Origin of the sequence: Pseudotamlana agarivorans, assembly GCF_001642835.1 — a bacterium.
Taxonomy (GTDB): domain Bacteria; phylum Bacteroidota; class Bacteroidia; order Flavobacteriales; family Flavobacteriaceae; genus Pseudotamlana; species Pseudotamlana agarivorans.
The window spans coordinates 739,086-759,831 of record NZ_LXEI01000001.1 but is presented as its reverse complement, the minus strand read 5'-3'; the positions used below and the strand labels follow the sequence as shown (position 1 = coordinate 759,831).

The 20,746-nt window shown below is 34.0% G+C and carries 20 protein-coding genes; 18 read left to right on the top strand and 2 right to left on the bottom strand.

The genetic code is table 11. The annotated features are described in order from the left end of the window. The first annotated feature begins 5 nt into the window (after positions 1-5). From A6I66_RS03185 to A6I66_RS03145, 9 genes are all read left to right on the top strand, one after another. On the top strand, positions 6-263 hold the full coding sequence (locus A6I66_RS03185; protein WP_067145455.1) for a hypothetical protein: 258 nt from the start codon (positions 6-8) through the stop codon (positions 261-263). Between the two features lie 127 nt (positions 264-390). Continuing rightward, positions 391-1,122 carry a hypothetical protein gene (locus A6I66_RS03180; RefSeq protein ID WP_067145453.1) on the top strand — a complete coding sequence of 244 codons (732 nt, stop codon included), beginning with the start codon at positions 391-393 and terminating at the stop codon, positions 1,120-1,122. A gap of 146 nt (positions 1,123-1,268) precedes the next feature. Continuing rightward, on the top strand, positions 1,269-2,768 hold the full coding sequence (locus tag A6I66_RS03175; RefSeq protein WP_067145451.1) for a hypothetical protein: 1,500 nt from the start codon (positions 1,269-1,271) through the stop codon (positions 2,766-2,768). After that, on the top strand, positions 2,755-3,426 hold the full coding sequence (locus A6I66_RS03170; protein ID WP_067145449.1) for an NUMOD1 domain-containing DNA-binding protein: 672 nt from the start codon (positions 2,755-2,757) through the stop codon (positions 3,424-3,426). Before A6I66_RS03175 ends, A6I66_RS03170 begins: the two co-directional genes overlap by 14 nt. A 69-nt stretch (positions 3,427-3,495) precedes the next feature. Further along, positions 3,496-4,950, top strand: a complete 1,455-nt coding sequence (locus A6I66_RS03165) for a class I SAM-dependent DNA methyltransferase (RefSeq protein WP_067145447.1) — start codon at positions 3,496-3,498, stop codon at positions 4,948-4,950. Then, positions 4,947-6,167: a restriction endonuclease subunit S gene (locus A6I66_RS03160; protein WP_067145445.1), complete on the top strand. Its 1,221-nt coding sequence runs from the start codon at positions 4,947-4,949 to the stop codon at positions 6,165-6,167. The genes A6I66_RS03165 and A6I66_RS03160 overlap by 4 nt, the downstream gene beginning before the upstream one ends. Beyond that, the gene (locus A6I66_RS03155; protein ID WP_067145443.1) at positions 6,164-7,588 is read left to right on the top strand and encodes a KAP family P-loop NTPase fold protein; all 1,425 of its coding nucleotides are present in this window, start codon (positions 6,164-6,166) and stop codon (positions 7,586-7,588) included. Before A6I66_RS03160 ends, A6I66_RS03155 begins: the two co-directional genes overlap by 4 nt. Position 7,589: 1 nt before the next feature. Then, on the top strand, positions 7,590-10,064 hold the full coding sequence (gene hsdR, locus A6I66_RS03150) for an EcoAI/FtnUII family type I restriction enzme subunit R (protein WP_067145441.1): 2,475 nt from the start codon (positions 7,590-7,592) through the stop codon (positions 10,062-10,064). Positions 10,065-10,073: 9 nt separating this feature from the next. Continuing rightward, positions 10,074-10,901: a uracil-DNA glycosylase family protein gene (locus tag A6I66_RS03145; protein ID WP_067145438.1), complete on the top strand. Its 828-nt coding sequence runs from the start codon at positions 10,074-10,076 to the stop codon at positions 10,899-10,901. A gap of 478 nt (positions 10,902-11,379) precedes the next feature. Here the strand turns inward: A6I66_RS03145 and A6I66_RS03140 are convergent, their stop codons facing one another. Then, the gene (locus A6I66_RS03140) at positions 11,380-12,741 is read right to left on the bottom strand and encodes a metallophosphoesterase family protein (RefSeq protein WP_067145436.1); all 1,362 of its coding nucleotides are present in this window, start codon (positions 12,739-12,741) and stop codon (positions 11,380-11,382) included. Positions 12,742-13,470: 729 nt separating this feature from the next. Here A6I66_RS03140 and A6I66_RS03135 point away from each other — a divergent pair. Further along, positions 13,471-13,683, top strand: coding sequence for a PID-CTERM protein-sorting domain-containing protein (locus A6I66_RS03135; RefSeq protein WP_067145434.1), 213 nt, complete (start codon positions 13,471-13,473; stop codon positions 13,681-13,683). 3 nt (positions 13,684-13,686) lie between these two features. Here the strand turns inward: A6I66_RS03135 and A6I66_RS03130 are convergent, their stop codons facing one another. After that, entirely contained in the window at positions 13,687-14,280 is a 594-nt protein-coding gene (locus A6I66_RS03130) for a riboflavin synthase (protein WP_067145433.1), read from the bottom strand. Between the two features lie 66 nt (positions 14,281-14,346). Here A6I66_RS03130 and pdxA point away from each other — a divergent pair, with 66 nt between their 5' ends. The 8 genes from pdxA to A6I66_RS03090 all read left to right on the top strand — a co-directional run bounded on the left by pdxA (position 14,347) and on the right by A6I66_RS03090 (position 20,626). Next, positions 14,347-15,399 carry a 4-hydroxythreonine-4-phosphate dehydrogenase PdxA gene (pdxA, locus tag A6I66_RS03125; RefSeq protein ID WP_067145431.1) on the top strand — a complete coding sequence of 351 codons (1,053 nt, stop codon included), beginning with the start codon at positions 14,347-14,349 and terminating at the stop codon, positions 15,397-15,399. A gap of 124 nt (positions 15,400-15,523) precedes the next feature. Further along, positions 15,524-16,069 (top strand): YceD family protein, encoded by a 546-nt coding sequence (locus tag A6I66_RS03120; RefSeq protein ID WP_067145429.1) that lies wholly within the window; start codon positions 15,524-15,526, stop codon positions 16,067-16,069. Positions 16,070-16,078: 9 nt separating this feature from the next. Beyond that, positions 16,079-16,282: a 50S ribosomal protein L32 gene (gene rpmF, locus A6I66_RS03115; RefSeq protein ID WP_067145427.1), complete on the top strand. Its 204-nt coding sequence runs from the start codon at positions 16,079-16,081 to the stop codon at positions 16,280-16,282. A gap of 181 nt (positions 16,283-16,463) precedes the next feature. Continuing rightward, on the top strand, positions 16,464-17,465 hold the full coding sequence (locus A6I66_RS03110; RefSeq protein ID WP_067145425.1) for a beta-ketoacyl-ACP synthase III: 1,002 nt from the start codon (positions 16,464-16,466) through the stop codon (positions 17,463-17,465). Between the two features lie 22 nt (positions 17,466-17,487). Further along, a complete protein-coding gene (accB, locus tag A6I66_RS03105) occupies positions 17,488-17,973 on the top strand; it encodes an acetyl-CoA carboxylase biotin carboxyl carrier protein (protein WP_067145423.1) in 486 nt (161 codons plus the stop codon). An 89-nt stretch (positions 17,974-18,062) separates the two neighbouring features. Next, positions 18,063-19,406 (top strand): acetyl-CoA carboxylase biotin carboxylase subunit, encoded by a 1,344-nt coding sequence (gene accC / locus A6I66_RS03100; protein ID WP_067145421.1) that lies wholly within the window; start codon positions 18,063-18,065, stop codon positions 19,404-19,406. An 85-nt stretch (positions 19,407-19,491) separates the two neighbouring features. Further along, positions 19,492-20,181, top strand: a complete 690-nt coding sequence (gene mtgA, locus A6I66_RS03095; RefSeq protein WP_067145419.1) for a monofunctional biosynthetic peptidoglycan transglycosylase — start codon at positions 19,492-19,494, stop codon at positions 20,179-20,181. Beyond that, a complete protein-coding gene (locus A6I66_RS03090) occupies positions 20,168-20,626 on the top strand; it encodes a 3-oxoacyl-ACP synthase (RefSeq protein ID WP_067145417.1) in 459 nt (152 codons plus the stop codon). The genes mtgA and A6I66_RS03090 overlap by 14 nt, the downstream gene beginning before the upstream one ends. Positions 20,627-20,746: the final 120 nt, after the last annotated feature.

The window sequence follows — 20,746 nt, the reverse complement described above, 5'->3', positions numbered from 1 at the left end:
GTTATATGAAAGAAAATTATGCGGCAGGATTATTTAAGTATTGTTCGCCTAAAAGTATATTGGTATTAACCTGGTATAATAAACTTGTAGAGATTCATTGTCCTTTTAAGGTTAATGTTAAAGGAGATATTGGTGGTTTGAGAAAAGGGCAAAAAGTAGATGTTAGTGCTGTTAAGGTATCTTCTAATGGTAGAACAGTATTTGAAATTGCGGGAAAACCATATTACTATTTCCATTTCGATATTATTGTAAATCCTGTTTAATATCATAGCTAAAATTTATAAACGCAAATCTATAGATTGGACTTTATGTTGTATTTTGTTCCTAATTCTTTTGAGACGTTTTAGTCCAAATAAATAAAAACACTGAAAACGAATTAGAATTTATTATATGATTGGATATACTTTTTTAGATTTTATTGATTCTCAAAGATATAAGGAGCTTAAATCATCATTTTATAATATTTATTCTAAACCGCAGCCAGATGTTCTTTTGAAATATGAAGAATCTGAAAGAGAGTTTGTTAGGTTGGCGTTTATTACTGTGCCAGATGAAAATGGAGAGGCAGGTGTTGATATGGTTCGTGAAATTACATTAAATGATTATTTCAAAGATATTATTGCAGACATAAAAAGAGATTATTTATATCAGGTACAGAAAGATGTTGAGGGTAAGTATAAATTCTCAAGAGAACATTTGTTCATGTATGTTAATTCGGAAATTGACTTATTAGAGGAGTATGACGACCGAATAAATAAGTCAGAAATATCTTATAGTGTTAAATCTTGTTTGATTGAAACAATTGCACAAATAATAGATGTTATAAAAGATGAATACTTGCCGAATGAATTTTTAAGTTTTGAAGAGGACAAGATAAAGTTTAAGTTGACTAAAAAAGAGGTTGCTTTATTGTTTAAAAAAATGTCCGAACAAGGTTTTATAAATTCAGAACAAGCTTCAGATATAGAATTAGGTAAGATGTTGGATATGCACTTTTGTTACTACGATAATAAATCAAAACAATTTGTTGAAATGAGTAACTCTTATAAAACGATTCAGAAACTTAAAAATGACATAAATCATCAAACTCCATCCGTAAAGCTCAGTAATTTTTTAAAATAAAAAAGCAAAATTTAAGCCCCATTTTATGGGGTTTTTTTATACCCCATCCAAATTGTTCAAATGCTTTAATACATGTGATTCATTTTAGAATTTTGTATCAATAATTAAGACAAATTGGCGCCGATTTGTCTATTAAAACAAATAAGATGCAAAAATTAAAAGATGACACCTTAGAAGAAGAAAGCAAAAACAAAGGTGTTAAATTAAAAAATGAAGAAACTCCAAAACACATAAAGTTTTGGGAAACATCTACCTCCAAGGACGGGAAAGAGGGTGCGCCAAGTATTGTCGAATCCAAATTAATTCAATTTTTAAATCAGTCAGGTTTTGGTAAAACCGAAATTTCTGAAACAGATTACGTATTAGTAGAGGATAGAGATAATATTGTTCGTGAAATCTCAGATTATGTAATTGTAGACTACGTAAAGAAGTACCTAGAAAAGCTTGAAGAACATGAAGTGTTGGAGGAATTTGTTCGCAAAGTTTCAACCTACGTTAGTAAACCTAAACTAAGGTTATTACAAACCTTTAAACTCATTAACGACCGTGATACAGAAGAAAGCAGTTGGTTCTTTTTTAAGAATATTTGTTGTCAAGTTGACAAGAATACAATTAAGGAGGTTGATTATAAGGATTTCCAAGGTAAAATTTGGAGTGCCCGAGTAATTAACAATAGTTTTAGTCTTAAGAAAGGCATTGATATTTCAATGTTTGAGAAGTTCTGTAAACGTTTAGCTAATCAAGATGAAGACCGTTTTTTAGCATTGCAAACCAATTTGGGATATGTGTTGCACAGATATCATGACCCAGCTAATCCCAAAGCGTGGATTCTCGTTGATGAAAAAATCAATTTTGATGGAACGGCAAACGGTGGGACTGGAAAAAGTTTGTTATTAAAAGCGGTTTCTAAGGTTCGTGAGGTAGTCGTAATAGATGGCAAAAACATTAAAGGTAAGAGTTGGTATAAAAATCAGCGTATTAACAGAACTACGGACGTTGTATTATATGATGATGTGACTAGAGATTTTAATATGGAAACTATTTACTCTATGTTAACCTCTGGAATTCCTATTGAGAAAAAGTACAAAGCGGAAGAATATTTATCTCCTGAAAATTCACCAAAAATTACAATTTCTAGTAATTATATGGTGCAGGGAACAGGTGGAAATACAGATGTACGTCGACGTGCGGAATTTGAGGTTCATAATTACTATAATTTGAAAATAACGCCTGAGAGTGAATTTAAATGTTTGTTTTTTACAGGTTGGGAAAACGATGAATGGAGTCGCTTTTATCATTTTATGATGACTTGTGTTCAAAAGTATTTAGAGTATGGTCTTATTATAGCAGAGCCGATAAATTTAAAAAGCAATCGTTTAATAGCAGCTACCTCGCCAGAATTTATTGCTTTTATGAGTGTTATGGAAGAGACTGATGCATGGATAGATAAACGTACGTTTTTAGACTTATTCATTAAAGAATATGTGATATACAAAACATTGTCTTCACATCAATTTACCAAATGGTTAAAGGAATATGCTAAACAAAAAGGCTTTAAATATTCTGATAGGTCCACTGGCGGTAAGTACGAATTCATGCTTGAAACACTAAAAGTAGGAAAGGAGGCTACCAATGAAGAAGAATAATGGGAGTTCGTTAGGTGTAATTTACACGGTTAAATGTGAAATTACAGGAGAAATGTATGTTGGTGCTACTACAGATTCAGTTCAACAGAGAAAGTTAAATCATAATAATCTGGCAATGAGGGGTGAGAACCACCCCTTTGCTCAAGCCATTGCTACTTACGGAGCTAACGCCTTTACTTGGAATCAGACAGATACAGCATCCAGTATAGATGAACTCGCTAAAAAGGAGGTTGAAACTATTAAAAAACTTAAGGAAAATCATAAATTATATAATGCAGATAGAGGCGGAGGTTTTAAGAAAACTATATATCAGTATTCTAAAAATGATGGTAGTTTAATAGCTTCATATGATAGTTTAGAAGAAGCTGCTAAATCTGTTAATGCATCAAATACCTCTATAAGTAATGCGTGTTTAGGGTATAACAAATCTTGTTTAGGTTATTTCTGGAGTTATAATCTTTATGATACCTATAAGGGTGAAGATAGACGTTTAAAAAAAGTGCAGCAATTTGCTATTCCTTCTGGACTTCTGCTAAATACATTTAATTCTGTAGCAGAAGCATCTAGGCAAACAGGAGTATCTAAAACCTGTATTAGCCGTGTATGTCGCGGCGAGCGTGAAAAAAGCGGCGGATTTCTTTGGAAATACAAATCCTAAATTAAAAACAATAAAGGGCAGTTTAACAGCTGCCTTTTTTTATTTTTATAACCTTATTAGAAAAGTGATATGTTCGAACAAATATTTAAAAATATAGATGATCTTTTATATAAAGATTCTGGTGCAGATAGTGAGTTAGATTACATAGGGCAAACCTCTTGGGTGATGTTCTTAAGATATTTAGACGAATTAGAGCAAGATAAAGCAGACGAGGCAGAATTAAAAGGGCAAGATTATCAATTTATTCTAGCGGAAGAATACCGTTGGAACACTTGGGCAATGCCTAAAGATACAGCAGGTAATCTAGATAACCATGCAGCCCTAACTGGGCCAGACTTAGTGCAATTTGTAGATGGCAAATTATTCCCTTATTTGGCAGGCTTTAAACAAACTGCTGATAGTCCTCAAACCATAGAATATAAAATTGGTGAAATCTTTTCAGAGCTTAAAAATAAAATTCAGAGTGGTTATAACTTACGAGAAATTTTAGGCTATGCAGATGAGTTGCCATTTCGTAGCACAAAAGACAAGCACGAGCTTAGTCATTTATACGAAAGTAAAATTAAAAACATGGGCAATGCTGGTCGTAATGGAGGGCAATACTATACCCCTAGACCGCTAATTAGAGCCATGATTCAAGTAGTAAACCCACAAATGGGAGAAACTATTTATGACGGTGCAGCAGGCTCTTGTGGCTTCTTATGTGAAGCCTACGAGTACATGTTCGAGCGTATGGATAAAACCACAGGTAACCTTAAAACCTTACAAGAAAACACCTTTTATGGTAAGGAGAAAAAGAACCTTGCCTACGTTATTGGTATTATGAACATGATACTTCACGGTATAGAAGCTCCTAATATTATACACACAAATACATTAGGAGAAAATATACGAGACATTCAAGAAAAGGATCGTTATCATGTTATTCTTGCTAATCCACCATTTGGAGGTAAAGAACGTAAAGAAGTACAGCAAAACTTCGATATAAAAACAGGAGAAACCGCATTCTTGTTTATGCAGCACTTTTTAAAGAGCTTAAAAACAGGAGGTCGTGCTGCTATAGTTATTAAAAATACGGTATTAAGTAATACAGATAATGCTTCGGTTGCTTTACGTAAGCTTATTTTAGAAGGCTGTAACCTACACACTATTCTAGATATGCCAGGAGGTACATTTTTAGGGGCTGGTGTAAAAACTGTGGTGTTGTTTTTAACTAAAGGAGAGCCAACTAAAAACATTTGGTATTACCAGCTAGACCCTGGGCGTAATATGGGAAAAACAAACCCTCTAAACGATAAAGATTTAGAGGAATTTGTAAGCCTACAACAAGCCAAGCCAGAGACAGAGCGGTCTTGGAACTTGCGTATGGTAGATGTAGACGATACTACCTTTGATTTGAGTGTGAAAAACCCCAACACGCCAGAAGAAGCACCCTTACGAACACCAGATGTTATTTTAGCAGAGATGGAGCGATTGGATGTTGAGACGAATAATATTTTGAAAACTATTAAGGAGTTGCTATGAGAGAGGGATGGAAATTAAAGGCGCTTTCAGAAGTCTATGACGTAAGAGATGGAACTCACGATTCACCTAAATATATAGAAAAGGGATATGCATTAATTACCTCCAAAAACTTGAAAGATGGAGTTGTTACTTTTGATAAAGTTAAGTTTATTTCAGAAGAGGATTATAATAACATTAATAAAAGAAGTAAGGTAAATGTAGGAGATATTTTGTTTGCTATGATTGGAACTATAGGTAATCCTACGGTAATCATGGATGAACCAAACTTTGCGATTAAAAATGTTGCTTTATTCAAACTAAATAACACACAAAACAGCTATTTTTTAAAGTATTACTTAGAGTCAGAGTATGTGATTAATAAAATGCTTAGTGAAGCAAAAGGAACTACTCAAAGATTTGTTGGTTTAGGTTATCTAAGGAAATTCCCAATATATATCCCACCACTCCAAGAACAACAACAAATCGTTGCCATACTAGATAAAGCCTTTAAAGTCATAGACCAAGCCAAAGCCAATGTTGAGAAAAATATAGAGAATGCTAAGGAATTGTTTCAGTCTAAATTGAATGCTATTTTTAGTCAGAAAGGTGATGGTTGGGAGGAGAAGACTTTGGGGGAATTGTGTGAAATTAAGCCACCGAAAAGACTTGTGAAGAAAAAAATAAAAGAATCAGATTTGGTTTCATTTGTTCCAATGAAATATTTGGAAGTTAACCGAATGTATTTTAATTCTGAAGAGACCAAAACATTAAAGCAGGCTTATTCTGGATATGTTTATTTTGAAGAAGGTGATGTAGTTCTTGCTAAAATCACACCTTGTTTTGAAAATGGGAAATTAGGTATAGCAAAAGACTTAAAAAATGGAATAGGGTTTGGTTCAAGTGAATATGTAGTTTATAGAACTAATAGTGAATTACTTCCTGAATTTTTATATTTCTTTTTAAATAGAGAATCGTTCAGAATTAAAGGGAAATCTTTAATGGCAGGAGCAGTTGGACATAAAAGAATTCAGGCAGATTTTTATGAGAATGAGGTTATTAGTTATCCAAGTTTGCAAGTGCAAGAAGTGATTTGTGCTGAAATTACTGATTTACAAGATAATTTGAACATTTTGGTTGAAAATTATAATCAAAGACTAACCAACCTAGAAGAGCTCAAAAAATCAATATTACAAAAAGCTTTTGCAGGAGAGTTAACCAATAAGGAGTATGCGGTATGAAGATAAAACACAAAGACCCTATTATACCTCCTGAAGAAGGAACAGATCCATTTGAAAATTGTAAACTAGGAAGAAAACCTTATGCAGAAGTTTTAACTAGTATAGTAGAAAGTTATGCAGATGGTTTTGTGTTAGCTATTAATAATCCTTGGGGAGAAGGGAAGTCTACATTTGTAAAAATGTGGAGACAGCATTTAATAAACGATAAATTTCAAACATTATATTTTAATGCTTGGGAGAACGATTTTCAGGAGAATGTGTTAATAACTTTATTAGCTGAATTAGAAGTTTTAAAAGATTCGGTAGACGAGAAGAATTTTAAAAAGGTTCTAGAGAAGGCAACACCTTTAATTAAAAATGTTGGATTAGGTTTGTTAAAGGGTTTGTCTAAAAAAGCAGGATTAGAAGAGGTTGTACAGGCTATGATTGATGGAACCATAGATGCAACTTTAGATGGTCTTGAAAATGAAATAGAATCTTATACTAAGCGTAAAAAAGGTATTGAAGAATTTAAAAAATCATTAAAGGCCTATGTTGAGACTGTAGATAAAGATAAACCTGTAGTGTTTTTTATAGATGAACTGGATAGATGCCGACCTAATTATGCTGTAAAAGTTTTAGAACAGATTAAGCATTTGTTTGCAGTGCCAGGAATTGTATTTGTGTTATCTATAGATAAGGTTCAATTAGGGCATGCAGTAAGAGGTGTATATGGGAGTGATTTAATTGATGCGAATGAGTATTTGAGACGATTTATAGATATTGAATTTGCGTTGCCCAAATCAAGTACAAGCGATGTTGTTAAACATTTTTATGAGTATTTTGATTTTGAAAGTTATTTTAGTAATTCAGATCGCAGGAGAAATGATTTCGCATCTGAAAGGGATGATTTTATCAAATTTTCTGAGTTATTATTTAAAACAGAAGGTATTGCTTTAAGGGAGATTGAAAAGATTTTTGTTCACGCTAGATTAAGCTTAAGAACTCATCCTCATCAAAGTTATGTGTTTCCTGGGATGCTTTTATTTCTTATTTATATAAAATCAAATAACTCTAATTTTTTCAATGCTATATTGGCAAAAAAACATACTACTCAGGATCTAATTATTGAACTAGAAAAGATGTTTCCCTCTAGTATTATTTCCGATGTAGAAAGGAATGTCGTTATTTTAATGTTAATACAAATGGCGTTATCTTATAATGATTATTACTTTCAAGAAAATAGATTCAACAATAAAATTTATGTGGAGCCTCAAAGAGGGGATTATCAATTAACAATTACTATAAATCTTGATAATTCAGATAATAAAGAGCAATCTAATAGAATGCTAAAACATTTTGATTCAATGTTTGGTTTTCAAACTGCTGATTTTAATTATATAATTAAAAAAATTCAGTTGTTAGATAATTTAATTACTTAGAATGAATGAAGCACAAACCAGAATAGACTTAATAGATCCAGCTTTAAGAGCTGCGGGTTGGAATGTTGTACCAGAAAGCAAAATTAAGGTTGAAGTTATTACCATTGGTAGAATAATTGGTAAAACGGCTAAAGGAGAAAACCGTAGAAAACAACCCTTGGCTTGCGATTATGTATTAGAATATAAAGGGAGACGTCTAGCGGTTATAGAAGCTAAAGCAAGAGATAAGTATTATACCTCTGGTTTGGGGCAAGCAAAAGATTATGCAGATAAATTAAATACACGTTTTGCTTATTGTACTAATGGTTTGTTCATTTATGGTGTAGATACTCACGAAGGTACAGAGGGAGATGTTGCAAAGTTTCCTACACCAGACGAGCTTTGGGAGATGACCTATCCTAAGCCAAAAGAAGCATATAAGATAGAAATAGCGAATTGGAAGGAGCGTTTTGCAAACGTGCCCTATGCCTTATTTAAAGGGCAGTATTTACCAAGATATTATCAGCGTAACGCTGTAGAGAAGTCTTTAGCAGCCATAGCCGAGAAAAAAGATAGAATTTTGCTTACTATGGCAACAGGTACAGGTAAAACTGCTACAGCTTTTCAGTTATGTTGGAAGCTGTTTCATGCCAAGTGGAACCTAAAAAGAGATGGGTCTAGGAGTCCCAGAATTCTATTTTTAGCAGATAGGAATATATTGGCAGACCAGGCTTTTAATGCGTTTAACGATTTTGATGTTATAGACGAAAATATAAAGAAACGTATTAGTCCAGGTGAGATACGTAAAACAGGGAGAATGCCTAAAAACGGTAGTATCTTTTTTACGATATTTCAAACGTTTATGACAACGTCTTTAGATGAGGAAACTATTGAAGATACAGAAGAAGCGCTTTCTATGGCAGCCGAGCCACCACAAGTTTATGAAAGTCCTTCTTTTAATTTTGGTCAATATCCAAAAGACTTTTTTGACTTTATTATTATAGATGAATGTCATAGAGGTGGAGCAAACGACGAGAGTTCGTGGCGTGCTATTTTAGAGTACTTTAGCCCTGCGGTACAGTTAGGGTTAACGGCTACACCAAAACGTGATGTAAACGGAGATACATACGATTATTTTGGAGAACCTATTTATACCTACGCTCTTAAAGAGGGTATAAACGATGGATTTTTAACACCATTTAGAGTAAAGCAAGTACGTACCAATTACGATGAGTACACGGTTACCTCAGACGACACTATTATTAGTGGAGAGGCTGAAGTTGGTGATACTTTTACTTATAAAGATTATGGACGAAAAATTATAATTGATGAGATTGAGCGTTTTCGTGTAAAGAAGTTTTTAAGTGAAATTAATCAAAACCATAAAACCTTAGTTTTTTGTGCCACACAAATACACGCTGCTGCAATACGTGATATTATTAACCAAGAAAGTGATAGCAGAAATATAGATTATTGCCAACGTGTTACTGCCGAGGATGGTTCGATGGGAGAACAAGCATTAAAATATTTTCAAGATAACGAACGCATTATACCAACCATACTTACAACTTCACAAAAGTTGAGTACCGGTGTAGATGCACCAGAAATAAGAAATATTGTCTTGTTGCGCCCTGTGAATTCTATGGTAGAATTTAAACAAATTGTTGGTAGAGGAACACGCTTATTTGATGGTAAAGATTATTTTACTGTTTACGATTTTGTAGAAGCTCATCAACATTTCCAAGATCCCGCTTGGGATGGTGAAGCAGAGCCACCAGAACCACCAACAGGAGGTGGGGGGTCAAGAATTTGTAAGGCTTGTGGTGCAAAACCATGTCAATGTGCAGTAGACCCGCCAGAACCTTGTGCTGAATGTGATAACATACCTTGTATTTGTGAGCAACCACCGCAGCAAATAATAAAAATTAAACTATCAGATGGTAAGGCAAGAGAAATTGATGCTACGATACGTACAACCTTTTGGGGATCTGATGGTAAGCAAATAGGGATGGAGGAATTTATGAATCAGTTGTTTGGCGATTTACCATCACTATTTAAAAACGAAGATGAATTAAGGGAAATATGGAGTTTACCAAGTACAAGAAAGAAGTTATTAGAAGAGTTGTCTGAAAAAGGATATACATCTTCTCAATTAGATGAATTAAGAAAGTTGGTTCATGGAGAAGATAGCGATTTATACGATGTATTATCTTTTGTTGCTTATAGTAAAGATTTAATGCCTAGACTGGATAGAGCAGAACGTGCTAAAATTCATTTCCAAGACTATAATCCTGCACAGCAGGAGTTCTTAAACTTTGTATTAGACCAATACGTAAAAGTTGGTGTAGAAGAATTAGACGACGATAAGCTAGGAGATTTGTTAATATTAAAATACAAAGGAATAGCAGATGCAAAAACACATTTAGGAGACATATCAACCATCAGAAATACGTTTATAGGCTTTCAGGAGCATTTATATCAACGTGGGGCTGTATAATAAATAACTATGACCAATTCAGAATTACAAAGCTTTATTATTAATAAAATTAAAACTGATGTTATCAATCTATCTGACAAAGATTTTGAAGGATTATATAATAGGTGGTTTAATAATAATCCCTCTATTAAATATGATTTCAAGAAAGATTTAATTAGTAAAAAGCAGGGAGTGCCTAATGGGGCTTACTTGCTTGGTGTAGATTTACCATATTGGTTTGGTGATTTAAATGCATCCAATAAAAAAATAATGGTTATAGGTATTGATCCTTTGAGAGCTGAAAGTGCATTTAACAAGATTAATGCAAATAAGAAGGACGATGTGTTGATAAGTACTCCCTATGCTCTGCATTCAGAGGGCAATCGTAATGAAGAAAAGAATGCATATTGGGCTTTTATTAATGAATTGAAGTCAAAACACTTTGTTTACCTTACTGATATATATAAAACATTCTTTTATATAAATGAACCGAAGAGAAAAAGAAGCTATGTGTACAACTCTAACAAAGACAATGTCAAAGATGTTTTAAGGCAAACACTTTATAGTGAAATAGAGTTTATTAAACCTGATGTAATTATTACATTTGGAGGAATAGCGTATTCACAGTTAATGGGAAAAAGGTGTCCTAAATTATCTCAGAAGTTAGAAAAAACAAAAACACATTTGAAAGTAACTGATGACTATTCAGTTGCGGTATTACCATTTATGCATCTGTCAGGAAGTACAAGGAGTAAAAATTTAGATAATTTTTTAGAGGAAAATAATGTTACTAAAGAAGGTACGGGAAGAGTAGGTTATGGAAAGGCGTATGCAAAGCTGTTAAAACTATTTTTATGAAAATTAAAGTAAAAAGGCATACAAAAAGGTTGCTACTAAAGTTGGTAAGTTGTCAAACGTTTAAAAATAAGTAGATTACTGTCCCTGGTTCGAGCCCAGGTGGGACCACATCTAGAAATTGTAAAGCCTTACAGAAATGTGAGGCTTTTTTTTGTTTATTCCGGTATATCTGCGTTATATGCATTTGTTGTATTTTTTTACATGTCAACCAAATAAGCTCATTTTAAGAAAAAAGGAGTCTTTTAAGGTGTCCCAATTAAATGTAGAATTATATTAAATAAAATGCACAAGGAGTGAAACCACCTGAGCCTGATGGAAAAGTATTAACACACATTTAAGCCTATGATACCACTCTTCTTTTGGTTGAAATTGATTTTTATGTAGTCTTTAACTGAAAAATAAAGAAAATAAAAAAGAGACTACAAATAGCTGTAGCCTCTTTATAAAATTATAAATATTAGTATATTATGTTAGAATCCTAAGGATTGAAACGTTCGTTAAAATCTGTAAGTTCAATGGTAAAACTATCTAAAGCGTGGAATTCGCTATCTGTAACTTCTGGATTTTCTCCTGCTTTGTACCAGCTTGCATATTCTGAAACATCATCAGAATAATTATTGTAATGACTAGAATAAGTTTTAACTTCTATTTGAGGTGTTTCGTTCTCGAAGTTGAAATTCATTAAACGAAACCAACCATCTCCAATGCCATATTTTCTTCCATGAGCCGTTCTGAAAGTAGGATCCGCATCTAACACAGTTTGTCCACGATCTTGGTAATCTGCCAAAATTTGAACCACTTGATTTCCGCTATTATTGTTGTCTACTCTCATTGCTTTTCCATGATGGTGACCACATAGAATTAAGAATATTTGGTCGTTAGGTTTAACAAAATCCTGAAATACTTCTTCTGAAGAATTATGGTTATCCGGATCTATTCTGGTAGGATCTATAATTGGATTCGCTTCTCTTAGTCCGTTTTCTTTTAAGAAATCGTGGGTAGTGATCATGGTTGGAATACCAGGATTTGCATCAATCACAGATTGCGCCCATTCCAATACGTCGTCGCTTGGGTGCATTTCAAAACTAATGTTCATGAAAGTATAGCCAGCCGCTTCAAATGTTTGAGCAGAGTTAGCGCCACCATTAAAACTAGAGATATACCAAGATTTATTGCTAAAGAAAGAAGAATTTTCTCCAAACACAGAGTTGAAATTATCGTGTCCGCCAATGTGAAGCATACCAACAATTTCTGGAATTAATCCTACCGTATAAATTTCATCTAATCTCGAAGGATCAGACGCAAAAGAAGCTTCAGACCACATGGCATCTGCATCGTGGTTTCCTGGAGCCACACCAAAAGGGATGCCTGTTTGTGCAATTAATTGATAACCTTCTCTAGCTAAAGGCATCTCAAAGTTAACGGTTTCTTCTGAAGGGAAAACTTCTCCAGAATTGGCAATAATGGAATAAGGATCATGAGAAAAACCGCGTGCAGCATGTTCATCATCTAAAATCTCTGTTTGGTGTTGCCAAATGTCTCCAACAGAAGTAACAAATGCAATCTCACCACCTCTGGTAATGGTGTTGTCTGCAATGTAAGACATCATATCATAGAACTGCGTAGAAGCATCTATTGGGAAGTTTACACCTTCGCTCACTTGATAAGAAGTTTGATGTGTAAAATCTGTCATGTTTTGCGTGTCTGGAATCACGGCAATTGTGAAAGTTTTGTCTACAGTTTCTCTTTGTAAACCAGAATCATTGTCGTCACTATCACATGAAATAATGATTGTTGAGGCTAAAACAAGGCCTAAAATAAGTTTAAAATTTCTTTTCATTGTTATTGCATTTTTATGGAATGCAAAAGTAGAGCAGCAATTAAGAGAGGAGTTAAGTCAAGATTAAGTTGAAATTAAGGTTAAGTAAAAACCTTTTGAATCTGATAAATTGGAGCTTCAGACATCTAACACATTGTTTGTGTGGAAAATAGTTATGCTATTATGAGAACAATTACCTAATATGTTAATGGTTCATATTAAATAAAGGTAAATACCATAATGGTTACACCTATTTCTATTGAAGAAGCTCCCAAGCAACGACAAAAACGTGCCTAAGGAACATAGAGCTTCATAAGCTATATGATATTGATTTAATCGGTTATTTTCTAAACAATATTTGACAGTTAAGTTTTATTTTTATGATTTACTTCTCGTAGTATTATCTCTGGATTTAAAAATATTCATTGAGAATACTTTTGATATTATTTGGATACCAAGTTTTATTTTATGCTTTTAATTGGTTGTTGTTTAGTTTGTTTTTGCGTATACCAAGCGGGACCACATCTAGAAATTGTAAAGCCTCACAGAAATGTGAGGCTTTTTTTTATAAATTTATTTTTTATAAACCAGTACTTTTTTAAAATCAAAGGATTAAGTTTGCTCCGGATAAAAGTTTAGAGTATTAATTTATAGGTTCATAAGATGATGAAAACTATAAATGTACCCTAATTCAAAAATAATTTTATGTTAATATTGTTTAATAACTTTTTTTTATAAATTTGTTCTTGTATGAAAAACAACCAAACTACAAGAACCATTATTTTAGCTTTACTTTTATTAGTAAGTTTTACTAGTATGGCTTTGGTTCAAGGTTTACCTGATCCGGGACCACCGCCACCGCCACCGCCACCAGGACTTCCTATAGATGGTGGTGTTTTTATGGGTATAGTTGTCGCTATAGCCTATGGGGCTAAAAAGACACTTTTTAATAAAGAGAAGTAGTTTTTATTCCTTACTTAGAGCGTTTAAGCGCGCCACATACTTCCCTAATACATCAAATTCTAAATTTACAACACTACCTTTTTTAAAGGTTTTAAAATTAGTGTGCTCGTAGGTATAGGGTATTATAGCTACACTAAATTGGTCTTTTTGTGAGTTTACAACGGTTAAACTCGTGCCGTTTACAGTTATTGAGCCTTTTTCAATAGTGATGTTGTTTAAAGCTGCATCATATTTAAAAGTAAATATCCAACTACCATTTTCTTCTTTCACTTCAGTACACACAGCGGTTTGGTCTACGTGACCCTGTACGATATGACCATCGAGTCGGTCGCCAAGTTTCATAGCGCGCTCTAAATTGACGGCATCATCAATTTTTAAAGTAGCTAGGTTTGTTTTGTTTAAAGTTTCTTTAATGGCTGTTACAGTATATGCGTCTTCATCAATCTTCACCACAGTTAAACAAACGCCATTATGTGCTACACTTTGATCGATTTTTAATTCGGAAGTGATGCTGCTTTTTATAGTGATATGTAGGTTGTCAAGTTCATTTTCTAAATGAGAAACCGTACCAATCGTTTCAATAATTCCAGTAAACATAATATTGTGGGTTTATTTAATTAAATTTGCAGCATCAAAATTACAAACAAAAGTTATCATTATTTAATGACGGAGACAGAAAATATAGTAGTAGGAATATCCATAGGTGATTTAAACGGTATTGGAGGGGAAATTGTTTTAAAAACATTTGAAGATGCAAGAATTTTAGATTTTTGTACTCCCGTAATTTTTGCTTCGTTTAAAGTTATGACTTTTTATAAAACGCATTTTAAATCGGATATAAATTTTAATAGTATAAAAGATTTAGATCAGATTGCTGCTGGAAAGGTTAATGTTTTTAATTGTTGGAATGATCCTGTTAAAATTGAATTTGGTAAAGAAGATGTTACTATAGGTACCTTTGCTATAAAATCGCTAGAGGCAGCTACAAAAGCTCTAAAGGAAGGATTTATTAATGTGTTAGTGACAGCACCTATAAATAAACATAATATTCAATCGGAAGCTTTTAAATTCCCTGGGCATACCGATTATTTGGCTCAAGAATTAGAAGGAGAAAGTTTAATGTTTATGATTAATGACGGATTACGAGTTGGTTTACTTACCGATCATGTTCCTGTTAAAGATGTAGCCAACCACATAACACCAAAACGAATCGAGCAAAAAATAAATACGGTTTACGAATCCCTTAAAAAGGATTTTAAAATACAAAAACCAAAAATTGCTGTTTTAGGGATTAATCCACATACAGGCGACAATGGTGTTATTGGTCATGAAGATGATGATGTTTTAAGACCAACTTTGCAAAAAATAAAAGAAAGTGGTAAATTGGTGTATGGGCCATATGCGGCCGATAGTTTTTTTGGTTCTAATAATTATAAAAACTTTGATGCTATTATCGCTTCATACCACGACCAAGGGTTAATTCCTTTTAAAACTTTATCTTTTGGTCAAGGTGTAAACTTTACGGCGGGCTTAAATAAAGTGAGAACGTCTCCCGACCACGGGACCGCCTATGAAATCGCTGGAAAAGGTATAGCCGATGAAAATTCTTTTAAAGAAGCGGTCTACAGTGCGATGCAAATATTTAAAAATAGAACCGATTATGAAGAACTCACTGCAAATCCCCTAAAAAAGGCATCGCGTAGTGAGCGTCGTTAACCCCTTGATTGCTAGTTTTTTTGGGTAAAACCAAAATAAATTGAGATATAAACAAAAAAATGTTAATAAGTAATGCTCCGTAAATAAAAATTTATATATTTGCGGGCTCAAAATAGATGTGATTATGAAGTCGTTAAAAGAGTTTACAATTCCATTTGTAGGGTTAAAAATTGGCAAGCATCATTTTGAGTATGAAATTGAGCAATCGTTCTTTGAACATTTTGAGTATGAAGATTTTAATGATGTTAAGGTTCATGTTGATTTAGTTTTAGAAAAAAAATCAACATTACTAGAATTACATTTTAAAATTTCTGGGTGGGTTAATGTCCATTGTGATCTCACTAACGAGCCTTATAATCAAGATATCGAAAACGATTTTGATTTGGTAGTCAAGTTTGGTGATGAATTTAACGATGAAAACATTGACTTATTAATTCTTCCTCATGGAAGTTATGAAGTAAATATTCAGCAGTATATTTACGAGTTAATTATTCTTGCTGTCCCTATTAAACGTATACATCCAGGTGTTGAAGATGGCACCTTAGATTCGGAAATACTCAAAAAATTAGAAGAATTAAGCCCTAAGCTTAAGGAAGACGAAACGAAAGTGGAGTTAGAGGATATTGATCCTCGCTGGAATACATTAAAGAAATTATTAACGGATAAATAGAAACTTAAAATGGCACATCCTAAGAGAAAAATCTCGAAAACAAGAAGAGATAAAAGAAGAACACATTATAAAGCAACTGCGCCACAGATTGCTACATGCCCTACAACAGGTGAGGCACACCTATATCATAGAGCTCACTGGCATGAAGGAAAATTATACTACAGAGGTCAAGTATTGATTGATAATTCTGCAGAAATAGAAAATGTGGCATAATTAGTTATGCACGCATATTAAAAAACGCTCATTTATGAGCGTTTTTTTTATGAATTAATTTTTATGATTAACAAAAACGCGTAATTTGCGGAATATTATTTCAGAATTTAGTAGTTTTCGCCAAATTTTGAACGTTTTTGTCCATTTTTAATAAATTTTTGGTCAAATTAACTATAAAGTTATGAGTAAAGTCTCAGCGGCAATCACAGCTGTAGGTGCATATGTGCCAGAATACGTATTAACCAATCAAATTCTTGAAACGATGGTTGATACCAATGACGAATGGATTACATCCAGAACCGGTATTAAAGAACGCCGTATTCTTAAAGATGACGGTAAAGGTACATCTTACCTAGCTATAAAAGCCGCCCAAAATCTCATTGAGAAGAACAATTTAGATCCCAAATCTATCGAGTTGGTTATTGTTGCAACAGCAACACCAGACATGAAAGCAGCCTCAACGGCTTCTTATACAGCAACTGAAATTGGTGCAACCAATGCATTTTCATTTGATATGGATGCCGCTTGCTCTAGTTTCTTATTTGGAATGTCGGTTGCAGCCAGTTATATTGAATCTGGAAGGTATAAAAATGTATTACTTATTGGGGCCGATAAAATGTCGTCAATAATTAATTATAAAGATAGAGCCACGTGTATCATTTTTGGTGATGGCGCCGGAGCCGTTTTATTTGAAGCTAACGATGAAGGTTACGGTCTTAAAGATGAATACTTAAGAAGTGATGGTACTGGTCGTGAGTTTTTACAAGCCACTTATGGTGGTTCATCCCATGCTTTAACAGCTGAAGTTCTTGAAAAAGGAGGACACTATGCTTTCCAAGAAGGGCGTACCGTATTTAAGAATGCCGTTTTTAACATGGCTGATGCAGCAGTAAAAATATTAGAACGAAATAATTTAACTAAAGATACCGTTGATTGGTTAGCAGCTCATCAAGCGAATAAACGTATTATCGATGCTACAGCCCAACGTATTGAGTTAGACGAAGAAAAGGTGATGATTAATATTCACAAATATGGGAATACTACATCAGCAACTTTACCTTTATTAATAAATGATTATGAATCGCAATTAAAAAAGGGAGATAATGTTATATTTGCCGCTTTTGGAGGCGGATTCAATTGGGGGTCTATTTATTTAAAATGGGCGTACGACTCTAAAAACTAACCACTAAATAATTAGCAATATTATGGATATAAAAGAAATTCAGAACTTAATTAAGTTTGTTGCCAAGTCTGGTGCAAGCGAAGTTAAACTAGAAATGGATGATATTAAAATCACCATTAGAACTGGGTCTGAGTCAGACACAACTATTGTTCACCAAGTACCTGCGCCACAAATAGCGCAACCAGTTGCTGCTGCTGCTCCAGTTGTAGAAGCAACCGTTCCAGCTGCTGCCCCTGCCGCCGCTGCTCCTGCCGATGAGGATTCAAAATATATAACTATCAAATCTCCAATTATTGGAACTTTCTATAGAAAACCATCTCCAGATAAACCATTATTTGTTGAGGTTGGACAAACTATAGCCGAAGGTGATGTACTTTGTATTATTGAAGCGATGAAACTCTTCAATGAAATTGAGTCTGAAGTTTCAGGAAAAATCGTTAAAATATTAGTTGATGATTCTTCACCAGTTGAATTTGATCAACCATTATTTTTAGTAGACCCATCTTAATTTTAGATTATTAGGGCGCCAATTTTTAAAGGGATAACCTTTTAAATTTTCGAAGGACCCAATGATCTGTATAATCTAATTCTAACAAGATGTTTAAAAAAATATTAATAGCCAATAGAGGGGAAATAGCACTACGTGTTATTAGAACCTGTAAAGAAATGGGCATTAAAACCGTGGCTGTATATTCTACAGTCGACGAAGAAAGTCTACATGTCAAGTTCGCAGACGAAGCTGTATGTATTGGACCAGCAGCGAGTAGCGAGTCTTATTTAAAGATGTCAAATATTATATCTGCTGCAGAAATTACTAACGCAGATGCCATTCATCCAGGTTACGGATTTTTATCTGAAAACGCAAAATTCTCAAGAATTTGTGAAGAGCACGGTATTAAATTTATCGGAGCTTCTCCAGAAATGATTGACCGAATGGGAGATAAAGCGAATGCTAAAGCAACTATGAAAGCTGCTGGTGTTCCTTGTGTTCCAGGTAGTGATGGGGTTATTGAATCTTATGAAGATTGCGAAAGAATTGCTGAAGAAACAGGTTACCCAGTCATGCTTAAAGCTTCTGCCGGTGGTGGAGGAAAAGGGATGCGTGGTGTCTTCAAAAAAGAAGATTTAAAAGCGGCTTGGGACTCAGCAAGACAAGAATCGAAAGCTGCCTTTGGAAATGACGATATGTACATGGAAAAACTTATTGAAGAGCCAAGACATATCGAAATACAAGTTGTAGGTGATTCTACTGGAAAAGCCTGTCACTTATCTGAAAGAGACTGCTCGGTACAACGTCGTCATCAAAAATTGACAGAGGAAGTACCTTCACCATTTATGACGCCTGCATTGCGTAAAAAAATGGGTGAAGCGGCTGTAAAAGCGGCAGAGTACATCAAATATGAAGGTGCTGGAACTATTGAGTTTTTAGTAGATAAGCACAGAAACTTCTATTTCATGGAAATGAATACGCGTATTCAAGTAGAGCACCCTATTACAGAACAAGTGATCGATTTTGATTTAATTCGTGAGCAAATTTTAGTAGCTGCAGGTGTGCCAATTTCTGGTAAAAACTATTTACCAAAATTACACTCTATAGAATGTCGTATTAATGCTGAAGATCCTTTTAATGGTTTTAGACCATCACCAGGAATGATTACTACGTTACATGCTCCAGGAGGTCACGGTGTGCGTTTGGATACTCACGTGTATGCTGGTTATGCCATTCCGCCAAACTACGATTCTATGATTGCTAAGTTAATTACAACAGCGCAAACTAGAGAAGAGGCGATTAATAAAATGAAGCGTGCTTTAGATGAGTTCGTGATTGAAGGTATTAAAACTACCATTCCATTCCACAGACAATTAATGGATCACCCAGATTACTTGGCTGGTAATTATACCACTAAGTTTATGGAAGATTTCGTTATGAAAAAGGAATAGTAAAACCATATAGAATAAAACTCCGAAATTGCTTTCGGAGTTTTTTTATGCCTTATTTTTACAGTCAAATATCTAGTATTTACTTATGCGTTTTTTTAGATTTCTGTTTAAAATTTGCTTTTGGTTTGTTGTGTTTACATTGGCTTTAGTGCTTCTGTTTAAATTTGTGCCAGTGCCATTCACCCCATTAATGGCTATTCGTTATTTTGAAGACGATTCATCAAAAGTCTTAAAGCATGATTGGGTGCCTATAGATGACATTTCTACTAATTTACAACGTGCAGTCATTTGTAGTGAAGATCAAAATTTTTTAAAACATGCTGGTTTTGATTATAAAGCTATAGAAAAAGCGATTTCTTCTAACCAAAAAGGAAAACGTATGCGTGGCGGAAGTACTATAAGTCAGCAAACGGCTAAAAATGTATTTCTTTGGCCAGAACGGAGCTGGGTTAGAAAAGGTTTTGAAGCCTATTTCACTTTTCTAATAGAGTTATGCTGGTCTAAACAGCGCATTTTAGAAGTGTATTTGAACAGTATTGAAATGGGTAAAGGTATTTATGGAGCCGAAGCAGCTTCGAAGTATTGGTTTAAAAAACCGGCTAAAAACCTATCACAATATGAAGCGGCTGCCATTGCGGCTATTTTACCAAATCCGAGGAAATATAGAGCTTCTCCAGCCACAGCTTACATTGAGTCTAGAAAAGCTTGGATTATGAAGCAAATGCGCTATTTTGGCCCTTTAAAGTTTAAAGAAAAGGATCATGACAAGCGCTAAAATTAAGGAGGCATTATACCGTTTATGTTGCGATTTTATTGATGATCGCTTTAAAACCATTCAGAAAACCATCTCCGAAATTCAAGACTCTTTAACTTCAGAAACTAAAAGTAGTGCAGGCGATAAACATGAAACGGGCAGAGCCATGCTTCAGTTGGAACGCGAAAAAGCAGGAAATCAATGGTCTGAAATTCAAAAAACCAAAGAAATCCTGGATAAGGTCAATGTGGGTAAAGTTTCTAAGCAGATTGGTTTAGGGAGTGTGGTTTATACCAGTCAAGCCAACTATTTTATTGCTATTAGTGCAGGTGTCCTAAAAGTAGAACAAGAGCATTTTTACGCGATTTCTTCAAACACACCTATTGGGCAATTATTAATGGGGCATTCTGTAAATGATGTCATCACCTTTAGAGATCAAAACTTCACCATCACAGGTGTCTTTTAAGGGTTTTATTTTTATATGCCGAATATAGGTTGCAAGCAGGAAGTTCTGTTAATACCCCCTCTTATTTTGATTATACGTCTATCTCTATAGCAAGTTTAGCTTTCTAAACATTATTTTTAG